The organism is Sphingomonas sp. M6A6_1c (assembly GCF_053345135.1).
Map to the genome: position 1 here is coordinate 348,690 of NZ_JBKEZO010000006.1, position 26,204 is coordinate 374,893.

The 26,204-nt window shown below is 68.7% G+C and carries 26 protein-coding genes and 1 tRNA gene; 14 read left to right on the forward strand and 13 right to left on the reverse strand.

Annotation, left to right across the window (positions count from 1 at the left end; genetic code table 11):
* Positions 1-18 precede the first annotated feature (18 nt).
* Together ACLBWH_RS14925 and ACLBWH_RS14930 are read right to left on the reverse strand one after the other, a co-directional pair.
* On the reverse strand, positions 19-1,548 hold the full coding sequence (locus tag ACLBWH_RS14925; protein ID WP_447799666.1) for a TolC family outer membrane protein: 1,530 nt from the start codon (positions 1,546-1,548) through the stop codon (positions 19-21).
* Between the two features lie 18 nt (positions 1,549-1,566).
* Entirely contained in the window at positions 1,567-2,247 is a 681-nt protein-coding gene (locus ACLBWH_RS14930) for a protein-L-isoaspartate O-methyltransferase family protein (RefSeq protein WP_447799667.1), read from the reverse strand.
* A 156-nt stretch (positions 2,248-2,403) separates the two neighbouring features.
* Here ACLBWH_RS14930 and ACLBWH_RS14935 point away from each other — a divergent pair, with 156 nt between their 5' ends.
* Positions 2,404-2,748 carry a hypothetical protein gene (locus ACLBWH_RS14935; RefSeq protein WP_322849644.1) on the forward strand — a complete coding sequence of 115 codons (345 nt, stop codon included), beginning with the start codon at positions 2,404-2,406 and terminating at the stop codon, positions 2,746-2,748.
* A 7-nt stretch (positions 2,749-2,755) separates the two neighbouring features.
* On the opposite strand, the gene ACLBWH_RS14940 is transcribed toward ACLBWH_RS14935, so the two are convergent.
* Together ACLBWH_RS14940 and ACLBWH_RS14945 are read right to left on the reverse strand one after the other, a co-directional pair.
* Positions 2,756-2,829 (reverse strand) — tRNA-Cys (locus tag ACLBWH_RS14940).
* A gap of 42 nt (positions 2,830-2,871) precedes the next feature.
* Entirely contained in the window at positions 2,872-3,318 is a 447-nt protein-coding gene (locus tag ACLBWH_RS14945) for a (deoxy)nucleoside triphosphate pyrophosphohydrolase (protein ID WP_447799668.1), read from the reverse strand.
* A 31-nt stretch (positions 3,319-3,349) separates the two neighbouring features.
* Here ACLBWH_RS14945 and ACLBWH_RS14950 point away from each other — a divergent pair, with 31 nt between their 5' ends.
* The gene (locus ACLBWH_RS14950) at positions 3,350-3,556 is read left to right on the forward strand and encodes a Flp family type IVb pilin (protein WP_322849646.1); all 207 of its coding nucleotides are present in this window, start codon (positions 3,350-3,352) and stop codon (positions 3,554-3,556) included.
* Between the two features lie 124 nt (positions 3,557-3,680).
* Positions 3,681-3,848 (forward strand): Flp family type IVb pilin, encoded by a 168-nt coding sequence (locus tag ACLBWH_RS14955; RefSeq protein WP_322849647.1) that lies wholly within the window; start codon positions 3,681-3,683, stop codon positions 3,846-3,848.
* A 70-nt stretch (positions 3,849-3,918) separates the two neighbouring features.
* Here ACLBWH_RS14955 and ACLBWH_RS14960 read toward each other — a convergent pair whose 3' ends face one another.
* The 4 genes from ACLBWH_RS14960 to ACLBWH_RS14975 all read right to left on the reverse strand — a co-directional run bounded on the left by ACLBWH_RS14960 (position 3,919) and on the right by ACLBWH_RS14975 (position 7,929).
* Positions 3,919-4,866, reverse strand: a complete 948-nt coding sequence (locus ACLBWH_RS14960; RefSeq protein WP_322849782.1) for an acetyl-CoA carboxylase carboxyltransferase subunit alpha — start codon at positions 4,864-4,866, stop codon at positions 3,919-3,921.
* Positions 4,867-4,876: 10 nt separating this feature from the next.
* Positions 4,877-5,794: a tyrosine-type recombinase/integrase gene (locus ACLBWH_RS14965; RefSeq protein WP_447799669.1), complete on the reverse strand. Its 918-nt coding sequence runs from the start codon at positions 5,792-5,794 to the stop codon at positions 4,877-4,879.
* A complete protein-coding gene (locus ACLBWH_RS14970; RefSeq protein WP_447799670.1) occupies positions 5,791-7,590 on the reverse strand; it encodes a hypothetical protein in 1,800 nt (599 codons plus the stop codon). Before ACLBWH_RS14970 ends, ACLBWH_RS14965 begins: the two co-directional genes overlap by 4 nt.
* A 204-nt stretch (positions 7,591-7,794) precedes the next feature.
* Positions 7,795-7,929 carry a hypothetical protein gene (locus tag ACLBWH_RS14975; protein WP_322849650.1) on the reverse strand — a complete coding sequence of 45 codons (135 nt, stop codon included), beginning with the start codon at positions 7,927-7,929 and terminating at the stop codon, positions 7,795-7,797.
* 76 nt (positions 7,930-8,005) lie between these two features.
* Here ACLBWH_RS14975 and ACLBWH_RS14980 point away from each other — a divergent pair, with 76 nt between their 5' ends.
* Genes ACLBWH_RS14980 through ACLBWH_RS14990 form a run of 3 tightly spaced genes read left to right on the forward strand, consistent with a single transcriptional unit; the run spans position 8,006 to position 9,812 of the window.
* On the forward strand, positions 8,006-8,575 hold the full coding sequence (locus tag ACLBWH_RS14980) for a shikimate kinase (RefSeq protein WP_447799671.1): 570 nt from the start codon (positions 8,006-8,008) through the stop codon (positions 8,573-8,575).
* A complete protein-coding gene (aroB, locus tag ACLBWH_RS14985) occupies positions 8,572-9,672 on the forward strand; it encodes a 3-dehydroquinate synthase (protein ID WP_447799672.1) in 1,101 nt (366 codons plus the stop codon). Before ACLBWH_RS14980 ends, aroB begins: the two co-directional genes overlap by 4 nt.
* On the forward strand, positions 9,672-9,812 hold the full coding sequence (locus ACLBWH_RS14990) for a DUF2256 domain-containing protein (protein WP_447799673.1): 141 nt from the start codon (positions 9,672-9,674) through the stop codon (positions 9,810-9,812). Before aroB ends, ACLBWH_RS14990 begins: the two co-directional genes overlap by 1 nt.
* A gap of 180 nt (positions 9,813-9,992) precedes the next feature.
* Here ACLBWH_RS14990 and ACLBWH_RS14995 read toward each other — a convergent pair whose 3' ends face one another.
* Together ACLBWH_RS14995 and ACLBWH_RS15000 are read right to left on the reverse strand one after the other, a co-directional pair.
* Positions 9,993-12,050, reverse strand: coding sequence for a putative bifunctional diguanylate cyclase/phosphodiesterase (locus ACLBWH_RS14995; protein ID WP_322849655.1), 2,058 nt, complete (start codon positions 12,048-12,050; stop codon positions 9,993-9,995).
* A complete protein-coding gene (locus ACLBWH_RS15000) occupies positions 12,047-12,553 on the reverse strand; it encodes a GAF domain-containing protein (RefSeq protein ID WP_447799674.1) in 507 nt (168 codons plus the stop codon). Before ACLBWH_RS15000 ends, ACLBWH_RS14995 begins: the two co-directional genes overlap by 4 nt.
* A gap of 249 nt (positions 12,554-12,802) precedes the next feature.
* Here ACLBWH_RS15000 and ACLBWH_RS15005 point away from each other — a divergent pair, with 249 nt between their 5' ends.
* The 3 genes from ACLBWH_RS15005 (at position 12,803) to ACLBWH_RS15015 (ending at position 15,085) form a co-directional block, all read left to right on the forward strand.
* Positions 12,803-14,020 carry a hypothetical protein gene (locus ACLBWH_RS15005; RefSeq protein ID WP_447799675.1) on the forward strand — a complete coding sequence of 406 codons (1,218 nt, stop codon included), beginning with the start codon at positions 12,803-12,805 and terminating at the stop codon, positions 14,018-14,020.
* 25 nt (positions 14,021-14,045) lie between these two features.
* A complete protein-coding gene (locus ACLBWH_RS15010) occupies positions 14,046-14,675 on the forward strand; it encodes a LysE family translocator (protein ID WP_447799676.1) in 630 nt (209 codons plus the stop codon).
* A gap of 125 nt (positions 14,676-14,800) precedes the next feature.
* Positions 14,801-15,085, forward strand: coding sequence for a hypothetical protein (locus tag ACLBWH_RS15015; protein WP_322849658.1), 285 nt, complete (start codon positions 14,801-14,803; stop codon positions 15,083-15,085).
* 249 nt (positions 15,086-15,334) lie between these two features.
* On the opposite strand, the gene ACLBWH_RS15020 is transcribed toward ACLBWH_RS15015, so the two are convergent.
* Positions 15,335-17,509, reverse strand: a complete 2,175-nt coding sequence (locus ACLBWH_RS15020; RefSeq protein WP_447799677.1) for a TonB-dependent siderophore receptor — start codon at positions 17,507-17,509, stop codon at positions 15,335-15,337.
* Positions 17,510-17,728: 219 nt separating this feature from the next.
* On the opposite strand from ACLBWH_RS15020, the gene ACLBWH_RS15025 reads away from it, so the two are divergent.
* The 4 genes from ACLBWH_RS15025 to ACLBWH_RS15040 all read left to right on the forward strand — a co-directional run bounded on the left by ACLBWH_RS15025 (position 17,729) and on the right by ACLBWH_RS15040 (position 23,511).
* Positions 17,729-20,284 (forward strand): TonB-dependent receptor, encoded by a 2,556-nt coding sequence (locus tag ACLBWH_RS15025; RefSeq protein WP_447799678.1) that lies wholly within the window; start codon positions 17,729-17,731, stop codon positions 20,282-20,284.
* Between the two features lie 2 nt (positions 20,285-20,286).
* The gene (locus tag ACLBWH_RS15030) at positions 20,287-21,429 is read left to right on the forward strand and encodes a YdcF family protein (protein ID WP_447799679.1); all 1,143 of its coding nucleotides are present in this window, start codon (positions 20,287-20,289) and stop codon (positions 21,427-21,429) included.
* Positions 21,430-21,446: 17 nt separating this feature from the next.
* On the forward strand, positions 21,447-22,421 hold the full coding sequence (locus ACLBWH_RS15035) for a nuclease (protein ID WP_322849662.1): 975 nt from the start codon (positions 21,447-21,449) through the stop codon (positions 22,419-22,421).
* 73 nt (positions 22,422-22,494) lie between these two features.
* Positions 22,495-23,511, forward strand: coding sequence for an LLM class flavin-dependent oxidoreductase (locus ACLBWH_RS15040; RefSeq protein ID WP_322849663.1), 1,017 nt, complete (start codon positions 22,495-22,497; stop codon positions 23,509-23,511).
* A 6-nt stretch (positions 23,512-23,517) separates the two neighbouring features.
* On the opposite strand, the gene nhaA is transcribed toward ACLBWH_RS15040, so the two are convergent.
* The gene (nhaA, locus tag ACLBWH_RS15045) at positions 23,518-24,909 is read right to left on the reverse strand and encodes a Na+/H+ antiporter NhaA (protein ID WP_322849664.1); all 1,392 of its coding nucleotides are present in this window, start codon (positions 24,907-24,909) and stop codon (positions 23,518-23,520) included.
* A gap of 320 nt (positions 24,910-25,229) precedes the next feature.
* On the opposite strand from nhaA, the gene ACLBWH_RS15050 reads away from it, so the two are divergent.
* On the forward strand, positions 25,230-25,754 hold the full coding sequence (locus ACLBWH_RS15050) for a MucR family transcriptional regulator (protein WP_322849665.1): 525 nt from the start codon (positions 25,230-25,232) through the stop codon (positions 25,752-25,754).
* A 59-nt stretch (positions 25,755-25,813) separates the two neighbouring features.
* Here ACLBWH_RS15050 and ACLBWH_RS15055 read toward each other — a convergent pair whose 3' ends face one another.
* Positions 25,814-26,089: a DUF1488 family protein gene (locus ACLBWH_RS15055; protein ID WP_447799680.1), complete on the reverse strand. Its 276-nt coding sequence runs from the start codon at positions 26,087-26,089 to the stop codon at positions 25,814-25,816.
* Between the last annotated feature and the right edge of the window lie 115 nt (positions 26,090-26,204).

The window sequence follows — 26,204 nt, forward strand, 5'->3', positions numbered from 1 at the left end:
TTACCCTTTTCGACGCCGTTATTGGCGGCTTGGCGATGCAGCACCTGTCGTCAAGCCGGGGCTCCTGTCAACCGGCGTATTGAGCAAAGGGTCGCTCGGCTTCGCAACGGCAGCATTTTGTGCCGGCGTTTGCGCGGTCGACACCGCCACCGGCACCGGCTCGCCGTCGCTGCCGTAATCGCTGATCCGGTTGCGCACCCGTTTGTAATTGACCGTCGGATCGTACAGCGCGCCGCCGTCGAGGCCGAGGTCGCGCGCCTCCGCATTGCCCATCGCGGCGAGGAGCGCGAAGCCGGCGACATAGGCGTCGCGACGCGCGCTCACCAGCGTCACCTGGCTGTTGAGCAATTCCTGCTCGGCGTTGAGGATGTCGAGGATCGTCCGCGTACCGACGCTGTTCTCGGCGCGGACGCCTTCCAGGCTCAGCTTGTTGGCGTTGACCGCAGTCTCCGACGAGGCGATCACCTGCTGCGACGATTGCCAGACCGCATAGGCCGACCGCACCTGCGAGATCACCGCGCGCTCGGTGGCGGTGACATTCTCCAGCGACTGGCCGCGCAGCGCCTCGGCCTGGCGGATCTGCGCGGCGGGGCGGCCGCCCTGGAACAGCGGCAGCGTGACCTGGAGCCCTGCCGACGCGGCGGTGCCGGAATTGGGCAGGCCCGAACCGGCAGGAAGCGTCTGGAGATAATTGAAATAATTCGGCCCCGCGACGACCGACAGGCGCGGCAGCCGGTTGGCGCGCGCGACGTTGACGTCATAGCGCGTCGCGTCCGCCTGACGCCGCGCGGCGATCAGGTTCGGATTGTTGTTGAGCGCGACGCTCATCGCCGCATTGGGGGCATTGGGCAGATTGGGCAGCGCCGGCGGTTCCTCCAGCGCGACCGGCGGCGTGCCGACGATCTGGATGTAGGTCTCGCGGCTGGAGATCAGCTGCGCCTCCGCCTGCTGCAATTGCGCGCGCGCCAGCGCCAGCCGGGCCTCGGACTGGGCGACATCGGTACGGGTCAGGTCGCCGACCTGGAACCGGTCGCGGCTCGCGCGCAGATTGACCTCGAGCACCCGCACGTTCTGCTGGTTGAGCGAGGTGATCGCCTCGTCGCGGATGACGTTCATGTATGCCGCGACGACGTTGGTGAAGGTGCTCGCCTCGGTGCCGCGCAGCGTCGCGCGGCCGGCGTCGACGCGCGTCTCGGCGGCACGCACCGCGTTCTTCACCGCACCGCCCTGGAAGATCGGCACCGAGAGGTTGAGCGACGTCGCCGCGGTCCGTTCCGGATTGGCGAAATTGTTGTTCGCCTGCAGGAAATTGTCGGTGAGCGAGCCGCTCACGTTGACGCCGGGGATGCCGTTCGAGCGCGCGATCGGCACGTTCTCGTCGGTGGCGCGCTGCGCGGCGCGCTGACCGGTCAGCGTCGGATTGGATGCATAGGCCTTGGCGAGCGCCTCGCGCAGCGTCTCCGCACCCGCCGGCGCGGCGAGACCGAACATCACCGGCACGGCGATCCCGACCAGCGCGGTGCGCCCCAGCAACAATCCCCGCATCATCCCCCCGTTTGTCATTGTCTAGAACTTGAAACCCTGTGGCGTCGCGAAGCCGGGCAGCACGACGCAATCGCAGTCGAGAAACGGCGACAGGCCGAAGCCGCCCTCGGTCTTGCGGCCGCTGGCGAGGCGGATCACGCCATGTTCGATCAGCCCGGTGACGACGCGGCCGCCGGTCTTGACCTGGGCGATCAGCGCCTCGGGCAGATGCTCGACCGCGCCGTCGACGATCAGCACGTCGTAGGGCGCGTTGTGGGCATGGCCGGCGGTGAGCGGACCTTCGACCAAATCGACGTTCGACAGCCCGGCCAGGCCCGCACGCGCCAGCGCGACGAGCGCCGCATCCTGCTCGACCGCGACCACCTCGGCGACGATCTGCGCGAGCAGCGCCGCGGTATAGCCGCCCGCCGCGCCGATCAGCAGCGCGCGGTCGCCCTTCTCCAGATAGGCTTCGGTGAGCAGCCGCCCGGTGACCATCGGCAGGTTGATCGCGCGGCCGCCGGCGACCGGCAGCGCGGTGTCGCGATAGGCGAGGCTGCGCGATTCGGCCGGGACGAACGTCTCGCGCGGCACGGTGTTCATCGCCACCAGCACGCGCTGGTCGCTGACCGCGTTGGTGCGCAGCTGGCTGGCGACCATCGCCTGCCGCATCACCGCCATATCGGTGGAATCGTGCTGGATGGTGTCGACGCTGATATTCATGCTGATCCCTCTCGCACAACCGTATTAGCTGCGCAATACACTTCGTGACTGACCGGCTTGTATCGCGCGCGATGCGCCGCGCCAAGCGGACGCGGATGTATTGCCCTGCGGCGGAACGGATGGCCAGCGCCGGGCACAGTCCGTATGGGGCGCGGCATGCTTCCTGCGACCTATCACAGATTCATCGACTGGATCGGCGACGGCACCGGCCTTCCCGATACGATCCTCCACATCCACGCCGGCATGGCGGTGCTGATGATCGCCCGGCTGCTCACCCGCCGCTCGCTCGGCAGCTTCGTGCCCTGGTCGTTCGTCGTCCTCGCCGAGGCGTTCAACGAAGTGATGGACCGGCTCAATTTCGGCTCGTGGCGGTGGGAGGACACCACCTCGGACGTCCTCAACACGCTCTTCTGGCCGACGGTGATCTGCCTCGGCCTGCGGATGCGGCCGATGCTGCTGCCGCGCGACGCGGCGCGGGTGAAGATGTCGGAAACCGCATAACCGCGATTGGAGGCCCGACCGGGAATCGAACCCGGGTGCAAGGATTTGCAGTCCTCTGCGTCACCACTCCGCCATCGGGCCTCGACGCGGGAGGGCGGCTGATGATCGGTTTTGCCCGGACCGTCAACCGCCGATTTGCAGGAATTGCTCCAGCATCGCGACCAGCGGCACGTCGGCGGGCGGCATCGCCAGCGACCGCATCGCCGCCGGCGCGACCCAGGCGAGCGCGCTCGCCTCCAGCGCCTGCGGCACGCCCTGCCAGCGGCGTACGACGTAGAGCAGCAGCAGCAGATGCCGCTCGCCGAGGCCGGCGCTGGCGAAGGTCAGTGGCACCAGCGCCGCCGGATCGACGCCGATCGCCAGTTCCTCCGCCAGCTCGCGGACCAGCGCCGCCTCCGGCGTCTCGCCGGGCTCGATCTTGCCGCCAGGAAACTCCCACAGATCGGCCATCTGCTTGCCCGGCGGCCGGCGCTGAAGCAGCACGCGGCCGTCGGCGTCGATCAGCGCCGCCGCGACGACCGGCATCAGCCGCACCGGGATCGCCGTCGTTTCGGACCTGTCGTCAGCCATTCCTTAAACCTCTCCAATTAGTTGCCGGGCTATGACAGGCCACACGCCCCTTCGCCGCCGACGCCGGCGCCGCACGGCGGCCGATCTGCGGCGCGATTCGCGGGGTGCCACCGCGGTCGAATATGGCCTGATCGTCGCGCTGATCGTCATCGTCATGATCGTCGCGCTCAAACAGGTCGCCAGGGCCAATACCGACGTCTGGCAGCAGGTCAGCACCAAGGTGGTCAACGCCGGCTGACCCGGCGCTGGAAAAAAGCTAAACTGGTTTAAACGTTTAGCAACCTTGCTCCGGGTATTTCCGCCCTGCTGCTCCGGTTCACCGGTTCAGCCGGGTGACTGAAGTGTTGATTATGGAGACCGGAATGCAGACGATTCGCAAGTTCATCAAGAACAGCAAGGGCGCGACCGCCATCGAATACGGCCTGATCGCAGCGCTCATCGCCGTCGCCGCCATCGCCGCGATGCAGGGCCTCGGCAACAAGCTGAAGACCACGTTCAACAACGTCTCGTCGAACATGTCGGCGACCTGATCCAACCTTCGGGTAGGATTTATGCGAAGGGCGGCGGAACTGCGGTTCCGCCGCCCTTTTCACGTCCGGCCTACAGCCGGCCCATCGCCAGGAACTTCTCGCGCCGCTGCTGCCGCAACGTCGCGGCATCGCGGTGGTCGAGCGCGGCCAGCGCCTCGTCGAGCGCATCGCCCAGCGCGCGGATCGCCTCGGCAGGGTCGCGATGCGCGCCGCCCAGCGGCTCGGGGACGATCGTGTCGATCACGCCGAACGTCTTGAGGTCCTGCGCGGTCACGCGCATCGCCTCGGCGGCATCGGCCGCCTTGTCCGCGGTGCGCCACAGGATCGAAGCGCAACCTTCGGGGCTGATGACCGAATAGATGGCGTGTTCGAACATCAGCACGCGATTGCCCGCCGCCAGCGCCACCGCGCCGCCCGAGCCGCCCTCGCCGACGATCGCCGCGATCACCGGCACGCCCGCCGCCAGGCACGCCTCGGTCGAGCGCGCAATCGCCTCGGCCTGGCCGCGCTCCTCCGCCTCGATGCCGGGGAAGGCGCCCATCGTGTCGACCAGCGTCACCACCGGCAGGCCGAATCGGCTCGCCATCTCGACCAGCCGGATCGCCTTGCGATAGCCCTCGGGCTTGCCCATGCCGAAATTGTGGCGCAGCCGCGTCGCGGTGTCCGATCCCTTCTCGTGGCCGATCACCATCACCTTGCGGCCGCGGAAGGTCGCGAAGCCGCCCATGATCGCCTGATCGTCCGAAAAGGCGCGGTCGCCCGCCAGCGGCACGAACTCGTCGAACAGGCCTGCGACATAGTCCTTGAAATGCGGCCGCTCGGGATGCCGCGCGACCTGCGTCTTCTGCCACGGGGTCAGCTTGGCGAAGGTATCGCGCAACAGCTTGTCCGACTTGGCCTGCAGCCGCGCCAGATCGGCCGCGATGTCGATCGTGCCGTCCGCCGCGGTCGCACGCAATTCGTCGATCCGCCCCTGCAGTTCGGCAATCGGTTTTTCAAATTCGAGGAAGCTCGCCATGGTGCGCGGGTTACGGGCGACGCGCGCGTCCGTCAACGCGCCCGGGATCACCGAGCGGATGACGCGCATTGACCAGCTCGACCAGCCGGCTGGCATCGACGTGCGTATATATCTCGGTGGTCGCGATATCGGCATGGCCGAGCATCGACTGCAACGCGCGCAGATCGGCACCGCCGGCGAGCAGATGCGTCGCGAAGGCGTGGCGCAGGACGTGCGGGCTGACCCGGTCGGGCGGGATGCCCGCTTCCGCCGCCAACGCCTTGATCAACTGGTACAAACGGATGCGGGACAGATGCCCCTTGCCCGATGGGAACAGCCACAAGCGATCGACCGCGACATGCCCGCGCCACGCCGCCACCGCGGCGCGCGCACGATCCGACAGCGGCACCAGCCGCTCGCGCCCGCCCTTGCCCTTGAGGATGAGATACGGCCGGTCGGGGTGGACCGCGTTGCGCGGCAGGCTGACCAGCTCGGTCGCGCGCAGCCCCGATCCGTAGAGCAATTCGACCAGCGCCGCGAGCCGCAGGTCGTTGGGCAGCGGCCGCTCGACCCCGAGGCGCTCGGCGATCGCGGCGAACAGCCGCTCGACGTCGCCATGGCCGAGCACCTTGGGCAGCGACCGCGCCGCACCCGGCCGCGGCAGCGCCTTGCCCGGATCGTCGGCGCGATGCCCCTCGTCGGCGAGGAAGGCGTAGAATCGCCGCAACGCCGCCGATTTGCGCGCGACGGTGCTGCGCGCCAGCGCGCGCCACTCCTCCGCCAGCGCCTGCAATTGCGCAGCATCCGCCGCGACCAGCCCGCCCGGCACCGAGGCCGAAGCGAGCGTCAGGTCGCTGCGATAGGCGGCGATCGTATTCGCGGCCGCGCCCGCCTCGGCAGCGAGCATTTCGAGGAACCGCTCGATCAGCGCGCGGTCGCCGTTGCTCACACGCGTGCGAGCGCCTCGGCAGCGATCATCCGCGCCTCGCCCTCCAGCCCGACCGCGCGCAGCGCGCTGACGATCCGATAGAGCATCGCCGGCGGCACGCCGCGCCATTGCGGCGTCTGCATGCCGATCGCGGCGAGCAGCACGACCGTGCCCGGCTGGCCATCGGCGGCGGCACGGTCGATCGCCCGCGTCCAGCTGTTCTCCGCGCCGATCCGCACGTCGAGCGCCGCCGCGGCGCGCTCGATATCCTCGGGCGACAGACGGCCAAGCCCGGCGAGCCCGGCGAAGAACAATCGCTGTTTCAGCGCCGCATCGCCGCGCCCGGCATAAGAGGACAATTGGCGATAGCTCAGCCGCCCGCCGCTATCGGGGTCGGCGAGCGCGATCATCGCCCAGGCATCGCCGCCCTCGTCGACCGCCGCCCGCCAGCGCGCCGCGCTGCGATCGAGCCCCGCGGTCAGCATCGATGCGACGAGCTGCGGCGCATCGGCGATACCCGTGCGCACCGGCAGCCGCGCCGCGGCGCGCGCGGTCAGCACCAGCCGCGGATAGGCCGGCGTCGTCCCCCACAAGGCACGCAGCGCGGTCAGCCGCGTATCCATGTCGCCGCCGACATAAGCGGTGCGCAGGTCGTTGATCGACGCCGCCACCGGCGCCGGCGTGTCGTTGGCCGCATCGAGCGCGCCGTACAGATCGATGAGCGCCGCCGCGGACAGCACCCCCTGCCCCGCCGCCGCTTCCGCCGCGGGCAGCCGCTCGGCCATCGCGATGCTCGGCGACAGCGCATACCAATAGCGCGCCTGCGGCCCGGTCGTCGCGAACAGCGTTTCGGGGATCGTCACCCCGGTCGCCGCGGCGAGCCCGAACCGCCACGCGGTCAGCGTATCCACCCCCGCCCATTCGATCGTCACCGCCTGCCCGCCGCCCGGGCCGGCGCCGACCACCTTCTGCGCAAGTTGCAGGTCGATCCCGGTCGCGACGTTGCGCTTGCGCGCCGCGGTGACCAGCGCCTTGGCGCGCGCGGCCTCGCCGGACAGACCGGCGCACATCGCCTGCGCCAGCGTCCAGCCCCGCTCGTGCGTCGCGGCGAGCGCGGCATCGGCGATCGGGCACAGCTCGGCCGGATCGCCGGTCGCCAGCGCGGTGTTCATCGCGACCTGATAGAGTTTGGGCGTATAGCCCGCATTGTCGACGCTCTGCACCACCGCGCGCGCGCCGACCGCCTCGCCCATCCGCAGCAGCAGCCACGCCCGCTCCGCGGCGAAGTCCGCGCCGTTGACCTCGGCCGGCGTATCGAGCTGCGCGACCAGCGCGCGCCGCAGTGCGATCGACAGCCAGCGCGACGGCAGCGGCGCGGCGACGCGGCGCATCAACGCCTCGACATAGCGCCCGTTCGCCTGCCCGAACGCGTCGGCGGCGAGCGCGCCTTCGCGCTCTCCCGCCGGCCCGACCCGGTCGAGCGAGCGGCGTGCCGACAGCGGCATCTCATATTGTGCGAGCACCGCCGGATCGACCGTCGGCGTCGGGCTCGGTGTGGCGCTCGCGGCGGCAGTAGGGAAATCCGACGGCAACGGCTGGACCAGCCCGGTCGGGGCGGGCGCCGGCGCGGGCAGCAGGCTCGCCGCTGTCGGCGCGCCGCGTGGCGCGCTCGCCGTCGCGCGCGGCGAGGGTGCGGGCGCCGGTGCCGGCTCGCCGAAGCCCGGCGGCAGAATCGATTCGGGCCGTTCCTGCGCATAACCCGCGACCGCTGCAGCCGCGATCGCGACGGCGGCGACGCCCCGCGTCAGCCGGCGCATGCGTACATGCCTGTGGTGCGATCGCTTTGCCACTTTCCCCCCGTCATGCCGGATCCGTTCCGGCATCTCCCGTTCAGCAAGCGAGGGGTTCGTCGCTCCCGCGGCACCGTCCGGCCCGGAACGGGTCCGGGGCGACGGCGTGGCTGGAGCAGCCGGTTCGCTCATCGCGACGCCGACGCCCTCGAAACACGCAAGGCCTGCGCCTTAGCTGAGGTTCGCAAGCGTCACGGCCTTTTCGACATGGGTCTGCGGCCGCTCCGAGGCGCGACCGGCGAGCAGGAACAGCCCGCCGACGACCACGACGAGGAGCACGATGACGGAGAGGACCAAGCGAGACATACCGTACCTTAGGACACGTAAAAGGCGGACGCGGAGCTTTTGCCCCGTCCTGACCCGCTGTATAGCGCTCCATTCCATGTTGCAAAGCGCTCATCCCCCGGCTGTCGGCCCCGTCCGTCACGATCCCGCCAAGCCGATCGTGCTGGTCGGGCTGATGGGCGTCGGCAAGTCGACCGTCGGCCGCCGGCTGGCGAGCCGCATGCGCCTGCCCTTCGTCGACGCCGACGTCGCGATCGAGGAGGCGGCGGGGATGAGCGTCGCCGAAATCTTCGAACGGTTCGACGAGGCCTATTTCCGCGACGGCGAGCGCCGCGTCATCCAGCGGCTGATGGACGGCACGCCCAAGGTGATCGCCACCGGTGGTGGCGCCTTCATCAACGACGAGACGCGGGCGCTGATCCTCGCCGAAGCGACCGCGATCTGGCTGCGCGCGCACCCCGACGTGCTCGCCGAACGCGTCGGCCGCCGCGATACCCGCCCGCTGCTGCGCGGCAAGGACCCGCGCCGGGTGCTCGCCGATCTCGCCGCCATCCGCAACCCGATCTACGCCGAGGCGCATATCCACATCACCAGCAACACCGCGCCGCACGAGACCACGGTCAACGCGATCCTCAAGGCGATCGGCCACGGGCGGCACGCGGCATGACGACCGTCACCGTCGAACTCGGCGAGCGCCGCTATCCGATCCATATCGAGGCCGGGCTGCTCGCCCGCGCCGCCGATCATCTCGCCCCGCTCGCGCGCGGCCGGACGATGGCGATCGTCACCGACGAGAACGTCCGCCCCCACGCCGACACGTTGCAGCAGGTGCTCGCCGCCGCCGGGGTGACGAGCGAGGCGATCGTCCTGCCGCCCGGCGAGAAGACCAAGAGCTGGGAGCATCTCGCCGGCCTGTGCGACCGGTTGCTCGACCTCGGGGTCGAGCGCGGCGACCATGTCGTGGCGCTGGGCGGCGGCGTGATCGGCGACCTCGTCGGCTTCGCCTGCGCGATCCTCAAGCGCGGCTGCCATTTCGTCCAGATCCCCACCACGCTGCTCGCGCAGGTCGACAGTTCGGTCGGCGGCAAGACCGCGATCAACACCCGCGCCGGCAAGAACCTCATCGGTGCCTTCCACCAGCCCGCGCTGGTGCTGATCGACCCGTCGCTGCTCGACACGCTGCCGCTGCGCGAGGTCCGCGCCGGCTATGCCGAGGTGGTCAAATACGGCCTGATCGACGATCCCGCCTTCTTCGAATGGTGCGAGGCGAACGGCCCCGCGCTGCTCACCGGCGACCCGGCGGCGCGCGACTATGCGATCGCGCATGCCGTCGCCGCCAAGGCCCGCATCGTCGCCGCCGACGAGCACGAGACCAACGGCACCCGCGCGCTGCTCAACCTCGGCCATACCTTCGGCCATGCGCTGGAGGCCGAAGCGGGCTTCTCGCAGAAACTGATCCATGGCGAAGGCGTCGCCGCCGGCTGTTCGCTCGCCTTCGCCTTCTCGGCGGCGCAGGGTATCGGCCCCGGCCAGGACGCGGGCCGCGTCGCCGCGCATTTCCGCAGCGTCGGTCTGCCCGAAGGCCTCGCCGCCGCCGGCATCGCCGCGAGCGGCGCGACGCTGGTCGAGCATATGCGCCACGACAAGAAGATGGCCGCCGGGACGCTGCCCTTCCTGCTCGCGCGCGGCATCGGCCGGACCTATCTCGACAAGACGGTCGATCTCGCCGCGGTCGAGACGTTCCTCGACGCGCAGCCGCGCTGATGCCCAACGGCGTCGCCAAGGGCAATCTGCCGACCAAGATCTGCCCGGCGTGCGAGCGCCCCTTCGCGTGGCGCAAGAAATGGGTACGCGATTGGGACTCGGTCGTCTATTGCTCGGATGCGTGTCGCAAGAAGCGGTAGGCTTACTGGTTTGCGACGTTCGCCCGACAGAAGAAAACGGGATCGGATCGCGACACAGGTCCGGTCGGCTGGGGGATTGCCAACGCTTCCGTTCGTTCGGTCGGTCAAAACGAACGGGACCGCATCGCAACTCTGCCTGCGGTTGATGCCACCAACCCGACGGTCGGAGCGAACGCCCCCTCACCCCGTCGCGGCGACCCCCGGGGCGAGCGATCGCGGCTTGAGCAGCATCGCCTGCCGTACCTCGCCGGGGTCGACGAGCGTGCGGGCGGGCTTGCCGATCAGATAGCCCTGGATCGCCGAACAGCCTTCGCGCGTCACGATCGACAATTGCGCGGGCTGCTCGATCCCCTCGGCCAGCACCGACATGCCGAGCGTCCGGCCGAGCGCCGCCACCGACCGCAGGATCGACACCGCCTGATCGTCATGGTCGATCTCCGACACGAAGGAAGCATCGAGCTTGATCCGGTCGAACGGGAAGGATCGCAGCACGTCGAGCGAGGAATAGCCGACGCCGAAATCGTCGAGCGCGATGCCGATCCCCATCGCCTTCAGCGCCTGCAATTGATCGAGCGCGAAAGCGCGATCGTGGATGATCGCGCTTTCGGTGAGTTCGAGCACCAGCCGCTCGGGCGGCAGGCCGCTGTCGGCGAGCGCCGCCGCCACCGTCTCGACCAGCCGCGGGTCGGCGAGGTGCTTGGGCGACAAATTGACCGCGACGACGTGCCGGTTGGCCCATAATGCCGCCTCGAAACACGCCTGGCGCAGGATCCAGATGCTCAGCGGCACGATCTCGCCGCTCTCTTCGGCCAGCGGGATGAACACCAACGGCGCGATCCGCCCGCGAGTCGGGTGGTTCCAGCGGACCAGCGCCTCGTAACCGGTGATCTCGCCGGTCTCGACCGACGCCTGGACCTGATAATGGAGCTCGAACGCCTCCGCCTCGACCGCGGCGCGCAGGTCGGTCACCAGCTCGCGGCGGGCGCGCACCGCCTCGTCCATCTGCGCGTCGTAGAAGCACGGTTCCGGCGACCGCACCGCCTTGGCGCGGCTCATCGCCAGATCGGCCTTGGCGAGCAGCGCATCGGGATCGAAGCCGTCGTGATGCGCCAGCGCGACGCCGATATTGGCGTCGATCGTCGCGGTGAAGCGGTCGAAGACGAACGGTGCGTCGAATGCGCCGCGCAGCCGCAGCAGGAAAGCGTCGAGTTCCTCGCCGGCATCGTAGGAGATGATCGCGGCGAATTCGTCACCGCCCAGCCGCGCGATACATTCGCCGGGGCGCAGTTGCGCGATCAGCCGCGCCGCCAGCGCCATCAGCAACTGGTCGCCGGCCTGATGGCCATAGGTGTCGTTGACCACCTTGAACCGCGACAGATCGAGCATCACCGCGGCGAGCCGGTGATAGCCGCCGTCGATGCGGAAGCGCCGCTCCAGCTCCTCGGTGAAGTGCATCCGGTTGGGCAGATCGGTCAGCGCGTCGTGCAGCGCCATGCGCCGCAGCCGCCGGTACGATTCACCCTGCGTATGCCCGTCGATCAGCGCACTCACCGCGGCGCCGCCGATGACGATCATCGCCGCGACCGCGGTGGTGATCGCCAGCGTCGTCATCGTCACGTCGGACAGGCCTTCGCCCAGCGCCAGTGCGGTGATCGACAGCGCCGCCATGCCGGTGAAGTGCAGCGTCGCCACCGCCAGCGCGAGCGTCGCCGCCGCGCCGACGTTGCGCCAGCCGCGCCGCCGCGTGAACATCGCGAACGCCGCGCCCGACAGCAGCATCGCGCAGACCAGCGAGGCGGCGACATAGCGCGCGTCCCAATGGACGATGCCGTCGACGCGATAGGCGGCCATGCCGAGATAATGCATGATCGTCATCGCGATCCCGACGATCGCGCCGCCGCCGAAGCGCGCCGCGAGCCGCCGCCGCGCCGCGATCGCCAGCCCCGGCGCCGCGAGCACGATCACCGCGAGCAGCGAGGCGAGCGTCAGCAGCGGATCGAGCACCACCGGCGCGCTGGCGCGATAGGCCATCATCGCGACGAAATGCGTCGCCCACACCATCGTGCCGATGCCGACCGCGGTGAGCCCGATCCACCCGGTACGGCTATGGCCGGGCGCCAGCGCGATGCGGCGGAAGGTCTGCAACGTCGCCACCGAGCCGAGCAGCGCCACCGCCAGCGCCAGCGCGACCAGCCGCAGGTCGTGATCGTGCGCGATACACGCGACGACCCGCATCATGCGGCGTTACCTAGGATATCGAGCCGCGCCTCCAGCGCCAGCGACGCCTGCCGCGCCAGCCCGAGCAGATAGGCCTTCTGATCGGCCGAGGCGGGCGGCCGCTCGACGGTGTCGACGACGCACAAGGCGCCGACGTCGACCCCGCTCAGCAGCCGCAGCGGCGCGCCGATATAATAACGCATATACGGCTCGCCGACGACGCCGGGCAGGGTCGCGAAGCGCGGATCGTCGAGCGCGGCGCAGCATTCCAGCACGCCGTCCCGATCGAGCGCGAAGCTGCAGAACCCGGACTGTCGCGGGATGCAGCGCAACGCGATCCCGCGCGCGGCCTTGATCGCCTGCATGTCATGATGGATCAGCGACAGCGCCGCGATCGGCGCATGGAAGGCCGAGGCGGCGGCACCGACGAACCGGTCGAACGCCGGGTCCGCCGACGTCTCCAAGCGATCCAGCCCGTGCACTGCCATCGCACGCCGACGCTCACGCAACAGGCTCTTGAACATCCCCGACCCACTATCATCCCGACGAGCATCGACCTTGGGCGTAAGACGTTAACAAATGTTGGAAATCTAACGGTTTGAAGCCGTATTGGCGGGCAATGGCACAGTTCGGCGATTGTCTCGCGCGCGCGGCGGGTAAGTCACTTTCTTTGCTGGGCTTTCGCGATTTCCTGTTGCGCGCGGCAGGGGGAAGCTAGGAAGGACGTGGGAGGCGCGCCGGGGGGCGTGGCCGAGGGGGGTTCCGAACTTAAGATGCGCCTGATCTTCAATCTGTCGTTGCTGTCCGTCGCCGTGGTGTCGGCGGGGCCGGCGGCGGCGCAGACGCTGACCCCGCTCATCGAGGCGCGGCTGCGGCACGAGCATGTCGAGCAGGAGGGCCTGCCCGATGATGCGGATGCGGTCACCGTTCGCGTCCGTGCGGGATTGCAGGCGCGCGCGGGGCATTGGAGCGCATTGGCCGAGGCGCAGGGTAATCTGGCGATCGTCGGGACTTATTACGACGGGCTCGGGCCGGCGACCCTGCGCCCGCAGATCGGCGATCCCCAGAATGTCGCGCTCTATCGGGCGCAGATGCAATATCGGAGCGACGCGCTGACCGTCACCGCCGGCCGCCAGCGCATTCAGCTCGACGACGAGCGCTTCGTCGGCGCCGCCGCATTCCGCAACAACGGCCAGAGCTTCGACGCGGTGCGGACCGAGCTGACGCCGATCGAGGGCGTCAAGGCCGACGTCACCTACGCCTGGGGCGTGCGGACGGTGTGGGGGATCGACGGCGCGGGCGCGCGGCAGCAGGCGGTGGGCGGCGACAACGTCTTCGCGACCTTTGGGGTGGCGACGCCGGTCGGCACGCTCGCCGGCTTCGCCTATCTGGTCGATCAGGACGAGGCGATCGTCCAGGGATATCGGTTGTCGAGCCAGACCTATGGCGCGCGGCTGGCGGGGTCGCACGGCTTCGGCAAGGCGACGCTGGCATGGACCGCGAGCCATGCGCGGCAGTCCGACTATCACCGCAACCCCAACGATTATGCCGCGGACTATTGGCTGGCGGACGTCGGGCTCGATCTCGCCGGGCCGAAACTGGGGGTGGGCTATGAGGTGCTCGGCGCGGGACACGGGCGCAGCCGCGGCGCGACGCTGGCGAGCTTCCAGACGCCGCTCGCCTCGGTGTTCAAGTTCCAGGGCTGGGCCGACAAACTGACCACGACACCCACCGACGGCATCCGCGACCTCTACGGCAGCGCCGGCTGGGGCTGGCAGCAGCTCGGCAGGCTGAAGGCGGTGAGCGTGCAGGCGGTCTATCATCGCTTCGAAAGCGACCGGCCGGTGCGGCATTACGGTAACGAGATCGACCTGCTCGCGCAGGCCAGGATCGGGCGGACCGTCGCCAGCCTGCGCTACGCCGACTATCGCGCCGACCGCTTCGCCACCGACACGCGCAAATTGTGGTTGCAGATGGACTGGACGCTGTAGCGATCGGCATGATGAGGAGGATGACGTGACGCTTCATGGCTGGTGGCTGTTCGTCGGCGCGGTGTTCCTGCTGTGCGGGACGCCGGGACCGAACATGCTCCATATCCTCTCGCGCAGCGTCGCGCTGGGCGCGCGGCGCAGCGTCGCGGCGATGGCGGGGTGCCTGACCGCGCTGGTGCTGGTGCTCGCGGCCTCCGCCGCGGGACTGACCACGCTGCTACTTGCGCTACCCGGAGCGTTCGAGGTGCTGCGCTATGCCGGCGTCGCCTATCTGATCGTCCTCGGCATCAAGGCGTGGCGCGCCGATGTCGCGCCGATCGACGTCGGCGCGGGCGCACTGCCGCGCACGGTGTCGCTCGCCGCGCTGTTCCGCGGCGGCTTCGCGATCGGCATCAGCAACCCCAAGCTGCTGCTGTTCGCCGCGGCCTTCCTGTCGCAGTTCGTCACGCGCAGCGCGCCGCAGGGGCCGCAATTCGCGATCCTGGTGGTCACCTTCGCCGCGGTCGAATGCTTCTGGTACGGCGTCTATGCGATGGGCGGCCGCTCGCTGTCGGCGCATCTCGCCCGGCCGGCGGTGAAGCGCGCGTTCAACCGTATCACCGGGATCATCTTCCTCGGCTTCGGCGCGGCGCTGTTGCGCGCCAAAGCGGCGTGATCGTCGCTCGCCCCTTTGAACGCCAGCGAATAGTCCGAAACGGTAATGAACCGATCGTCGGGCGCGGAGTTGATGCGGGTCGGCCGGCCCCGTGCGGGTGCCGGGCGCATTCGGAAGGACATGAGATGACACTCAAGCATATCGCCGTCGCCGCCGCCCTCGCCCTCACCTGCGGCGCCCCGGCCATGGCGCAGACCGTTCGCGAGACGAAGGTCGATCACGACACCAAGGTGCATGACGGCGTCGCCACCACGACGACCAAGGTCACCGAGACCAGCAAGCGCAAGACTCACCGTCCCAAGAAGGTGCTCGGCGTCAAGGTCGGCCACAAGACGGTGACGCACAAGGTCGTCCGCGAAACCTCGGTCAGCTCGAACGGCGACCGCAAGGTCGCGGTGAAGACCAACTGATCCGCCGCCGCCGGCGCCCGTATGGGCGCTGGCGGCTGGTTACAGCCCCCCCTTCCGTTACTTCGGACTTGTTCCGAGGTCCACTCTGCGGCGGGGAGCGAGGCTTCAGGCTCAAGCCATGCGCCTGCGGCTCGGGGGGGCCCCGGAGCGAGTCCGGGGTGAAGGCTTTCTCGGGGCGAACGGCCAAGCCTCGTAAACGCCTCGACGATCGCCGGCGATTTGACGCGACCGCCTACCGAAACGCCCCCGTCACAGCGCGAACCGGACGGTGCCGATCGCGCGACGCGGGTCGCCGATCGCCACCCCGAAGGTGTTGAGCGCCGAGGTGTAATAGGTGCGGTCGAAGACGTTCTTGAGGTTGAACTGGAACGCGACCGGCCGCCCGGCGAGGATCGTGTCGTAGCTGACGAAGCTGTCGACGACGGTATACGCCGGCAGCCAGAAGGCATTGGCGTTGTCCCCCGGTCGTCGCCCGACGAAGCGCCCGCCGCCGCCGAAGCGCAGCCGGTCGTCGCCCGCCAGCGCACCGACGTCATAGGCGAACGACAGCGAGCCCATATCGCGCGCGACATTGGCGAGCGCGCGGCCGGCGAACACCGGGTCCTCCTTGGTGCGGGCGTCGGTGTGGGCGTAGCTGCCGATGAGGCTGAACGCCCGCGTCACCTGCCCCGCAACGTCGAGCTCGATGCCGCGCGAGGCGGCGCGGCCCGCGGTACGATAGACGGTGAGCGCGGTCTGCGCGTCGAACTGCCGGACCAGCACGTTGCGCTTGTCGATGTCGTAGAGCGCGAGCGTCGCGGTGATACGGTCGGGCAGGTCGAGCTTGGCACCGACCTCGTACGAGCGGCCGCGCTCGGGCGGCATGGCGGAAGTGATGACGGCGCCGCCGTCGAGCGGCGCGACGGTCGAATTGGGTTTCAGCGAGCGCGTGTAGCTCGCGTAGAGCGAGACGACGTCCGCCGCTTTCCACACCAGCCCCGCCTGCGGCACGAACGACCAGCCATCGAGGTCGGTGTTGGTGACGAACGGCCGCCCCTTGCCCGCCTGCTGGCGGAAGCCGATCAGCCGACCGCCGGCGGTGACGATCCAGCGGTCGCCGAGGTGGATCGCATCCTGTCCGAACAGCGACACGTTGTGGAGCCGGTCGGTCTGGTCGCTGTCGCTCGGCGAAACCGCGGTCGGGAATGGCTCGCGGCCATAGACCGGCCGCAGGACGTTGAAGCCGTAACGCACCTTCTGCCGGATCAGATCGCGACGGAAATAGCGGCGGTATTCGCCCTCCACGCCAAGGATCACGTGATGCTCGGCGCCGAAGAGGGCGAAACTGCCGTCGGCATAGGCCTGGACATAGGCGTCGGTGGCGAGCGCACCGCGGGTGGCGTCGTTGCTGCGGGTCAGCGCGCCCTTGGCGGGGTCGAGGCCGGTGACGCGCAACTGGCCGGCGTCATAGCGCTCGCCGTTGAAGCTGGCGGCGAGATGCGCTGCCCAGCCGTCGCCGAACTGGTGATCGACCGCGAGCTGGACGAGGTGGCTGTCGCCCCACATCCGGTTGACGGGATCGTCGAGCCGGCGGCGCCGCGGGATCGCCAGCGGCGTCAGCGTGCGCGGATCGAGCGCGGTGCCACGATCGAACGGATAGGAGAAGCGGCGATATTCGTACCACAGCACCGCCTGCGTCGTGGCGCCGTACCAGCCGAGCGATGGCGCGACCAACGTGTCGCGGCGGGTGCCGAAGACGCGCCAATAATCCTCGTCCTGATGATCGAGCACGATCCGCGCGGCAAGGTTGCGGGCGATCGGCCCGGTCAGGTCGACGGTCGCCTGCAGCCCGGCGCGGCCCGCGGCATAGCTCGATCCGGTCAATGCCACCGAGCCCGTCGTCGCGAGCAGCGGCTTGCGGCTGACGATGTTGATGACCCCGCCCGGGTCCATGATGCCGTAGAGCAGCGAACTCGGCCCCTTCAACACCTCGACGCTCTGCGCGGCGGCGTTGAAGCCGCGGCCCTGCACCAGCGGCATGCCGTTGTGCATCACCGATCCGTCGCGATTGCCGCCGAAGCCGCGCTTGAGGACGGTATCCTGCGTCGCGGCGAGCGTATTGCCCTGGGTGATGCCGCTGACGTTGGCGAGCACGTCGTCGAGATAGCGCGGATGCTGGTCGCGGATCACCTGCGCGGGAACGATGTTGACCGCCTGCGGCGTGTCGAGCGGCGGCGCGGCGGAGCGTAGCGTCGAAGCGTCGGGGGTCGGCTGGTAGCGGTCGTCGGCGCCCTTCGGTGCCGGCGAGGCGCGGCCGGTGACGACGATGTCCTGCCCCAATCCGGTCGGTGGCGGGCGGTCGTCCGCCGCCGAGGATGGCGCGGCGACGGCGGGCGACGCCGCCGCCAGCCCCGCGGCCAACAGGCCGCTGCTCCAGATGTTCATGACTGCCGTTCCCCCTTCGAACGGCGCCCCGTAATCAAACGCTAAGAGTTCGCAATAGCGCCGGCGGCGGTTCGGACGGTTGATCGGCGCAACCGCCGCTCCCGGCTGGAAAGTTTTTTCGTCGATTATGCGGGAATGTCACATTCCTTGACCAAAGGAGCGCCGCACGCCGCAACGGCGGCAACGATCAACATATCGAACGACCAACAGTGGGGCCTCATGTTCAAATCCGTTCTCGCCACCAGCACCGCGCTCGTCTCGCTCGGCACGATCCTCGTGGCACCGGCCTCCGCCCAGACCGCGGCGCCCCAGGCGGATGCGCCGCAGACTGCCCCTGCGGCAACGGCACCCGGACAGACCGGCGCAACGGCACCCGATCAGACCGGCGCCACCACGCCCGAGCCGGCGGATCGCGACATCATCGTCACCGGATCGACGCGCGCGCAGCGCCGCTTCGACGCGTCCTATGCGATCAACACGGTGACGCAGGCGGACATCGAGAAGATCGCGCCGGTCAATTTCGCCGATCTCATCGGCCAGCTTCCCGGCTTCCAGACCGAGATCACCGGCGGCGAGGTGCAGAACATCTATCGCATCCGCGGCCTGCCCAACGACGGCGGCTTCGTCAGCTTCCAGCAGGACGGCCTGCCGCTGTTCCACGAGAATGACGGCGTCTTCTTCCGCGGCGACGCGATCCTCAAGCCCGACCTGATGACCGAGCGCGTCGAGGTGGTCCGCGGCGGTCCGGCGCCGATCTACGCCAGCTATTCGGGCGCGATCGTCAACGCGATCGAGGTCACCGGCCGCGACACGGTGCGCGGAAAGGCGCAGCTGACGCTCGGCGACACCGGCCTGTATCGTGGCGATTTCGTCCAGTCGGGGCCGCTCGGCGACCGGACCTATTATGCGGTCGGCGGCTTCGTCCGCTATCACGACGGCTATCGCGACAACGGCTTCCCCAACGACAAGGGCGGCCAGTTCCGCGCCAACATCAAGCACGACCTCGACAACGGCTCGCTGCGGGTGAGCTTCAACTACGTCAACGATCACAACGTCTTCTATCTGCCGATCCCGACCGCCGACCCGCGCAACCCGTCGGTGTCGCTCGACCGCTACATCGATTATTTCAGCGGCACGCTGAACTCGCCGGCGCTGCGCAACGTCGACCTGCGCTACCGCAACGGCGCCGGCGTCGTGCAGAACGAGGCGAGCGATCTCGGCGACGGGCGTCACATGCGGATGTTCAACGTCGGCGCGCAATATGACGCCGAATTCGACGGCTGGCTGGTCTCCGCCAAGGCCGGTTTCACGATGGGCAAGCTCGACTTCACCGCTTTCTATTCGACGACCAATCCCTCCGATGCCAAAGCCTTCGCCAGCGGCTATCAGGCGCGGGCGACGACCGCGTTCGGCCCCGTCACGTCGCTCGGCTATGTGCTGGCGGGCACGAACACGCCCTACGATCCCTACGGCGCGTCCGGCCTGGTCATGCAGGGCCAGTATCGCGACATCCATTCGAAATTCTATTCGAACCAGATCAACCTGTCGGTCGCCAAGAAGTTCGAGACCGGCTTCGGCAGCCACGACCTCAAGCTCGGCCTGTACGGCAGCCTGTATGGCGAGGACAGCCGGACGATCTACCAGAACTATCTGATCGAGGTGGCGAGCCGGCCGCGCACGCTCGATCTCGTCGCCTATAACGCCGCCGGTACGCGGATCGGCCGGGTCACCGACAATGGCGCGCTCAGCTATGCCGCGACGCTGACCAAGGGCGATTCCGACGCGCAGATGTTCGCGGTCTTCGCCAACGATACGTGGGAGATCGTACCGGGGTTGCGCATCGATGCGGGCATCCGCCACGAACGCTATAACTACAACGGCTATGCCTTGCTCACCGGTGCGGCGAACCTCGGCGATCCCACCACTTTGGCCGACGACGCGACCCGCGCCTTCACCGGCGGGATCATCAACCAGCGGCTGAAGACGCATGCGACCAACTGGACGGTCGGCGCCAATTACGACTTCAACACGCATATCGGCGTCTACGGCCGTGCCGCGCATCTCGAGACCCCGCCCAGCGTGCAGACCGTGATGAGCATCAATCCGACGATCATCACCACGATCGCCAACCAGTATGAGGCTGGCCTGAAGCTCGCCGCCGGCCGCTCGTACCTGTACGTCACCGGCTTCTACACCAACTTCGATCCGCTCAACGCCTCGTTCCTCGCCTTCGACCCGACGACGGGCCGCAACGACGTCAACGTGCCCTTCATCGGCAAGGCCAAGGTGAAGGGCGTCGAATTCGACGGCGCGCTCGCGGTGACGCCGTGGTTCACGCTCAACGGCGCGCTGACGGTCAGCGATCCGCAATATAAGAACTTCCAGAACGCCAATGGCGCCGACCCGGCGCAGGCCGAAGGCAAGCAGATCGTCCGCCAGCCCAAGATCTACGGCAACATCCGCCCCAGCTTCGACTTCGATCTGGGCGGCAACGCGATCTCGCTCTATGGTCGCTACACCTATATGGGGAAGCGCTATGTCGACTTCTACAATCGCACCGCGCTGCCCGCTTATGGCACGACGGGCGCAGGCGTGACGGTGCGGCACGGGACGTGGCAGTTGCAGGTGGTCGGCGACAATCTGTTCAACGCGCACGGCCTGACCGAGGGCAATACGCGCACCGACCAGGTCAGCGGCCAGGGCAGTCCGGAGGCGATCTACGGCCGGCCGATCTTCGGCCGCAACGTCCGCCTCGTCGTCGGCAAATCATGGTGAGGATGCGGCTGGCGGCGGCGGCGCTGATGCTGGCGAGCGTGCCTGCCGCCGCCGCGCCGGTCGGGGACCGCGTCGCCGCGGCGCTGTCGCACCGGCTGTTCCCGCTGCTCGACGCGCTCGGTGCCGATCCGGCGGCGACCGCGCGGGTGAAGGCGCGGCCCGGCGTCGCGGCGATGCTTGCCGGGCGGGCGGCGCGCCGGACGGCGTGCGCGCAGGACCTCGCCTGCCTCGCGCAGGCGATGGTGTGGACGCCCCAGGAAAGCGATGCGCTCGCCGCGGCGATACCGGCGGACGCCAGCCGCGCCGATGACGGCGCGGGGGCGCAGGCGGCGCGCGAGATCGAGGGGATCAATACGATCCTGCGCACCTATGCGCTCAATCAGGTGCCGCGCTACCCGCAGATCGACGGCGCCGGCATGCTCGATCCGCTCGAATTGCGCGCGCGGGTGCAGGCGGCGGACTGGCTGGCGCGGACGCCGCGCGCCGGGTCGGCGCAGATGCTCGACCCGAGCGTCGAGTTCGCGCTGGCGCTGCTCGACGTCAGCGACCGCACCGATGCGATCGGTTTCGAGCCGATCACCGGCGGCCTCAACGCGCCCGCCGCCAAGCGCGCGCGCACGCTCGACTGGTCGCGCTGGCAGTATAGCGCGCTGATCCTCACCGGCGTCGGCCCGGAGACGCCGGACGCGGCGCTCAGCCCCTATGGCAAATACCACGTCCGCCTCGCCGCGGACCGGTTCGCGCGCGGCGATATCGCCTTCATCCTGCTAACCGGTGGCCGCGCCCATCCCCGCGCGACGCGCTTCACCGAGGCGGAGCAGATGCGCAGCGCGCTGATCGATCGCTATGGCGTCCCCGCTGAGGCGATCCTGATCGAACCCTATGCGCGGCACACGACGACCAATCTTCGCAACGCGACGCGGGTGCTCGCCGCGATCGGCGCGCCGCTCGACCGCGACACGCTGATCGTCTGCAATCCCGGGCAGAGCGAGACGATCGCCAGCCCGGCCTTCGCGCAGCGCAACCGGACGGAGCTCGGCTACGAGCCGGGCACGGTCGGCCGCCGCCTGTCGCCGACCGAGCTGGAATTCCGCCCGTCGCCCAAATCGCTGCGCATCGATCCGCGCGACCCGCTCGACCCCTGATCCGAAAGCCCCTGCCGATGCGCCGCTTCCTCTTCGCCGCTTTCGCCCTGTTGCCGACTCCCGCGCTCGCCTGGGGCGGCACCGCGCATGCGGTGATCGACCGGGCCGCGATCGCCGCGATCCCCGACGACGGCCCGGTCTTCCTGCGCCGGCACGTCGATTATATCGCAAGCTCGGCCGCGCTGCCCGACGCGTGGCGCAACGCCGCGGAGAATTTCGCCAAGATCGAGGAAGACCCGAACCACGGCTGGTTCCGCGAGCAATTCACCTTCCTCAAGCCGATACCGCGCTCGCGCTACGCCTTCGTCATCGCGCTGTTCAAACGGTACGAGGCGATCAAGCGCAGCGATCCCGCCACTGCGGAGCGGACCAACGTCCGCTGGACCGGCACCCTCCCCTATGCGGCGATGGAGGCCTATCAGCGGATCATCGTGTGCATGCGGCAGGTCCGCGCCGCCCAGGCGGCGCAGCGCGATCCCGCCTTCGCCGAGCAGCATTGCGCCTTCGACGTCATCCGCCTGGGCCATTACATCGGCGACGGCGCACAGCCGCTGCACGATTCGGTCAACAGCGACGGCTGGCGCGGCGCCAATCCCAAGGGCTATACGACCGATCGCTCGATCCACGGCCGGTTCGAAAGCGGCTTCGTCGACGGCATGGGGCTGACCGCCGCCGATCTCGCGCCGCGCATCGGCGCGCCCGGACGGCGCAGCGGCGACATGTTCGACGCCATCCTCGCCTTCCTCGATACCGCCGGCGACCAGATGGAGCGCGTCTACATCCTCGAACGGCGCAATGGCTTTCGCGACTTCGCCGACAAGGACGTGCGCGCGCTGATCTACGAGCGGACCAGCGCCGGCGCGACGATGCTGCGCGACATGCTCTGCCGTGCCTGGGCGGAGAGCGCGGTGCCGCCGGCCGAGGTCAAGCCGTCACCGATCGACTTCGACAATCCCCGCTTCGATCCCGAGACGGGGTCCGCGCCGGGCTGAGGCCGGTTTTCGGAAACGCTGCCATTCCGCGCGCAGCCTTGCGACGCGCCCCGTTCGCGCCCAGCTTGTCGCGATGAAGAACATCGGCTTTCTCTCCTTCGGCCATTGGTCGGACGCCCCCGGCTCGGCGACGCGCTCGGGCCAGGACGTGCTGCTCCAGTCGATCGACCTCGCGGTCGCGGCGGAGGAGCTCGGCGCGGACGGCGCTTATTACCGCGTCCACCATTTCGCGCAGCAGCTCGCCTCGCCCTTCCCGCTGCTCGCCGCGGTCGGCGCGCGGACGAAGCGGATCGAGATCGGCACCGGCGTGATCGACATGCGCTACGAGAACCCCTTCTACATGGTCGAGGATGCCGGCGCCGCCGATCTGATCAGCGGCGGGCGGCTGCAATTGGGCATCAGCCGCGGCTCGCCCGAACAGGTGATCGAGGGCTGGCGCCATTTCGGCTATGCCCCCGCGCCCGGTGAGAGCGATGCCGACATGGGCCGTCGCCACGGCGAATTGTTCCACGAATTGCTCGCCGGAAAGGGCTTCGCCAAGCCCAATCCGCGGCCGATGTTCCCCAATCCGCCGGGCCTGCTGCGTCTCGAACCCCATGCCCCCGGCCTGCGCGAGCGGATCTGGTGGGGATCGAGCAGCGATGCCACCGCGATCTGGGCGGCAAAGAAGGGCATGAATCTACAGAGTTCGACGCTCAAGGCCGACGAGAGCGGCGAGCCGTTCCACGTTCAGCAGGCCAAGCAGATCCGCGCCTATCGCGCCGCCTGGGCGGAGGCGGGCCATGCCCGCACGCCGCGCGTCTCGGTGTCGCGCTCGATCTTCGCGATCATGAACGATCGAGATCGGCAATATTTCGGCCGCGGCGACAGCAGCGACCAGATCGGCGTGATCGACAATATGCGCGCGGTGTTCGGCCGCTCCTATGCGGCCGAGCCCGAGACGCTGATCGAACAGCTCCGCGCCGACGAAGCGATCGCCGAGGCGGACACGCTGTTGCTGACGGTGCCGAACCAGCTCGGCGTCGCCTATAACGCGCACGTGATCGAATCCGTCCTCCGCCACATCGCGCCCGCGCTCGGCTGGCGCTGAGCTATTCTATTCCGCCGACGCCTTCGGCGCCGCTGCCCGCCAGAAGATAAAATAGCCCAACAGGCCTGACAGGATCGATGCGACGAGGATGCCGAGCGCGGCTTGTTCGGTTTGGGCGACATCGGTGAAGGCAAGGTCGGCGATGAAGAGCGAGATGGTGAAGCCGATGCCGGCGACGCCGCCGATGCCGAGCACCATCGGCCAGGTGACGCCGTCCGGCAGCGTCGCCCGCCCCAGCCGCGTCGCCAGCCACGTCGCGGCGATGAAGCCGAGCGGCTTGCCGATCACCAACCCGACGATGACGCCGGCGCTCAACGGCGAGCGCAACGCCTCGCCGACCAGTTCGGGCGAGAAATGGATGCGGACGTTGGAGAGGGCGAACAACGGTAGCACGAGGTAGGAAACCCAGGGGGTGAGGACCCGGACGAGCCGTTCTGCGGCCTCGTCGGTCGCGGCGGCCATTTCGTGGATGTAGCCGAGCCGCTGTTGCGCGTGATCGCGCGCCTGCTCCTCGATCGCGGGATCGTCGGTCTCCTCGGCGGCGGCGACGGCTTCCTTGAACTGGTCGACGGGGCGCTGCACGCGTTCGGCGAACACGCCTTCGGACAGGCGCGAACTGGCCGGCAGCAACAGCCCGACCGCGACCCCGGCGATCGTCGGGTGGATGCCCGAGCCGAACACGCCGATCCACACGACGAAGCCGAGCAGGACATAAGGGATCGAGGAAACCCAGCGCAGCCGCAGCAGACCGACGATGCCGAGATACCCCCCCACTGCAAGCGCGACGAACCACCAGTCGATCGTCGCGGTATATGCGACCGCGATGACGAGCAGCCCGAACACGTCGTCGATCGCGGCGAAGGCGAGCAACACCGCACGCACCGCCGGCGGCAGCCGAGTGGTGAACATCGCAACGATCGCAAGGCTGAACGCGGTGTCCATCGCCGCGACGACGCCCCAGCCGTGCTGCGTCGGGGTGCCGTAGTTGAAGGCGAGATAGAGCGCGACCGGCACCACCAGCCCGCCGATCGCTCCGGCGACGGGGAAGATCGCGGTCTGCAACGAGGCGAGCGAGCCCTTGACGAACTCGCGCTTCACCTCGGTACCGATGATCAGGAAGAACAGCGGCATCAGCGCATCGTTGATCCATTCGGCGGCGGGTCGACCGAAGGTCCAGGCACCATAGCTGAGGCGCACGGGCCGATCCCACAAGCGCACCCAATCGGCGCCGAACGGCGAATTGACGACGACCAGCGCAAAGATCGTCGCGATCAGCAACGGCCCGCCCGAAACCTGGCCGATCGCGAAAAACGGCTCGATTTTCTGGAGGATAGCCGCAGCGGGCGAATGATGTGCCCGCGCCGCGACGCGCCCGGACAGGCGGGGGTTGAGAGCCATGGAATTCCTGTTCAGCAAACCTTGGGAAACGATACGGATAAACACTCCGGTGCGTTCCCGGCCGGGTTAACCCCTGTAAGCACCAATGGTGCAGATTAAAGATTTCGCGCAACCGAGTAATGCGCCGATCTTAGCATCGCGGATACGATCGACAGCGCGACGATCATGCTTTGTACCGGAAATATGAAGTGTCGAAGCCATTTCGGGACGCCATCCTAAAATTGTTCCTTTGACTTTCAGCCGTCAAACTGCATGTAGGTTATAGCCGAGCCTCCCCCAGGTGTCCGGCGCATATTGTCCGACTAAGCGAGTACCCCCCGATGACGACGGAAACCAATACGGTCGAACTGGCCACCGAGCTGACCATTGCCTGGCTCAGCAATCCCAATACCCGCACCAATGCCGACGACGTGCCGGCCTTCCTCCAGTCGATGCATGCCGCGGTCGGCCGCCTCGCCAGCCCGGACGCCGCCGAGCCCGAGCAGGCGCAGCAGGACTATGTTCCCGCCGTTTCAGCGCGCAAATCGCTGGCATCGCGCGATCACATCATCTCGATGATCGACGGAAAGCCGTACCGCACGCTGCGCCGGCACCTGACCACGCACGGCCTGACGCCGGACGAATATCGCCAGCGTTATGGCCTGAAGCCCGATTATCCGATGGTCGCGCCGTCCTACAGCGAGAGCCGCAGCGCGATGGCCAAGACGATCGGCCTGGGTCGCAAGGCCGGCCAGAAGGTCGATCAAGGCGCCGGCGCCGCTGCCGGTGCCGCCAAGGCCCCGCGCAAGGGCGGCAAGGCCGCGCTGCAGGCGGCCAAGGATACGCTCGGCACCGACGAGGAATAAGCGCCTCGCGGTGCTAACCGCCGGCGGCCCTCGTCGAGGGCTGCCGGCGACACGTCACATCATTCCAGGTCGCTTTCGCTGATCACGATCAACGGCTGGTCCGGGTTGCGCGCCAGTGCGGCGAGCCCCGCCTCGGCGATCTCGTCCGAGAAGCGGTTGAACATTTCGACCGCATCGTCTTCCTCGGGTGCATCGCCGCTCAACGCTTCGAGCACGTCGTATTGGACAGCGAACTGCAACTCCTCGGCGTCGACCTCGCCGGAAAACTCGACTTGCCGCTCGTTCGGATTGTCGAGGATGGAAGCATTGTCGATTTCGAGCTTGTCTGCGGCCACGTGATACCTCTTTCTTCAAATCATCCCGCGATCCGCGGGTCAGGTCGGATAGCGCTGGGCGTCCTATGATGTTCCATGCCGACGCGCCATCGACCATGGCGCGCGGGCGTGAACA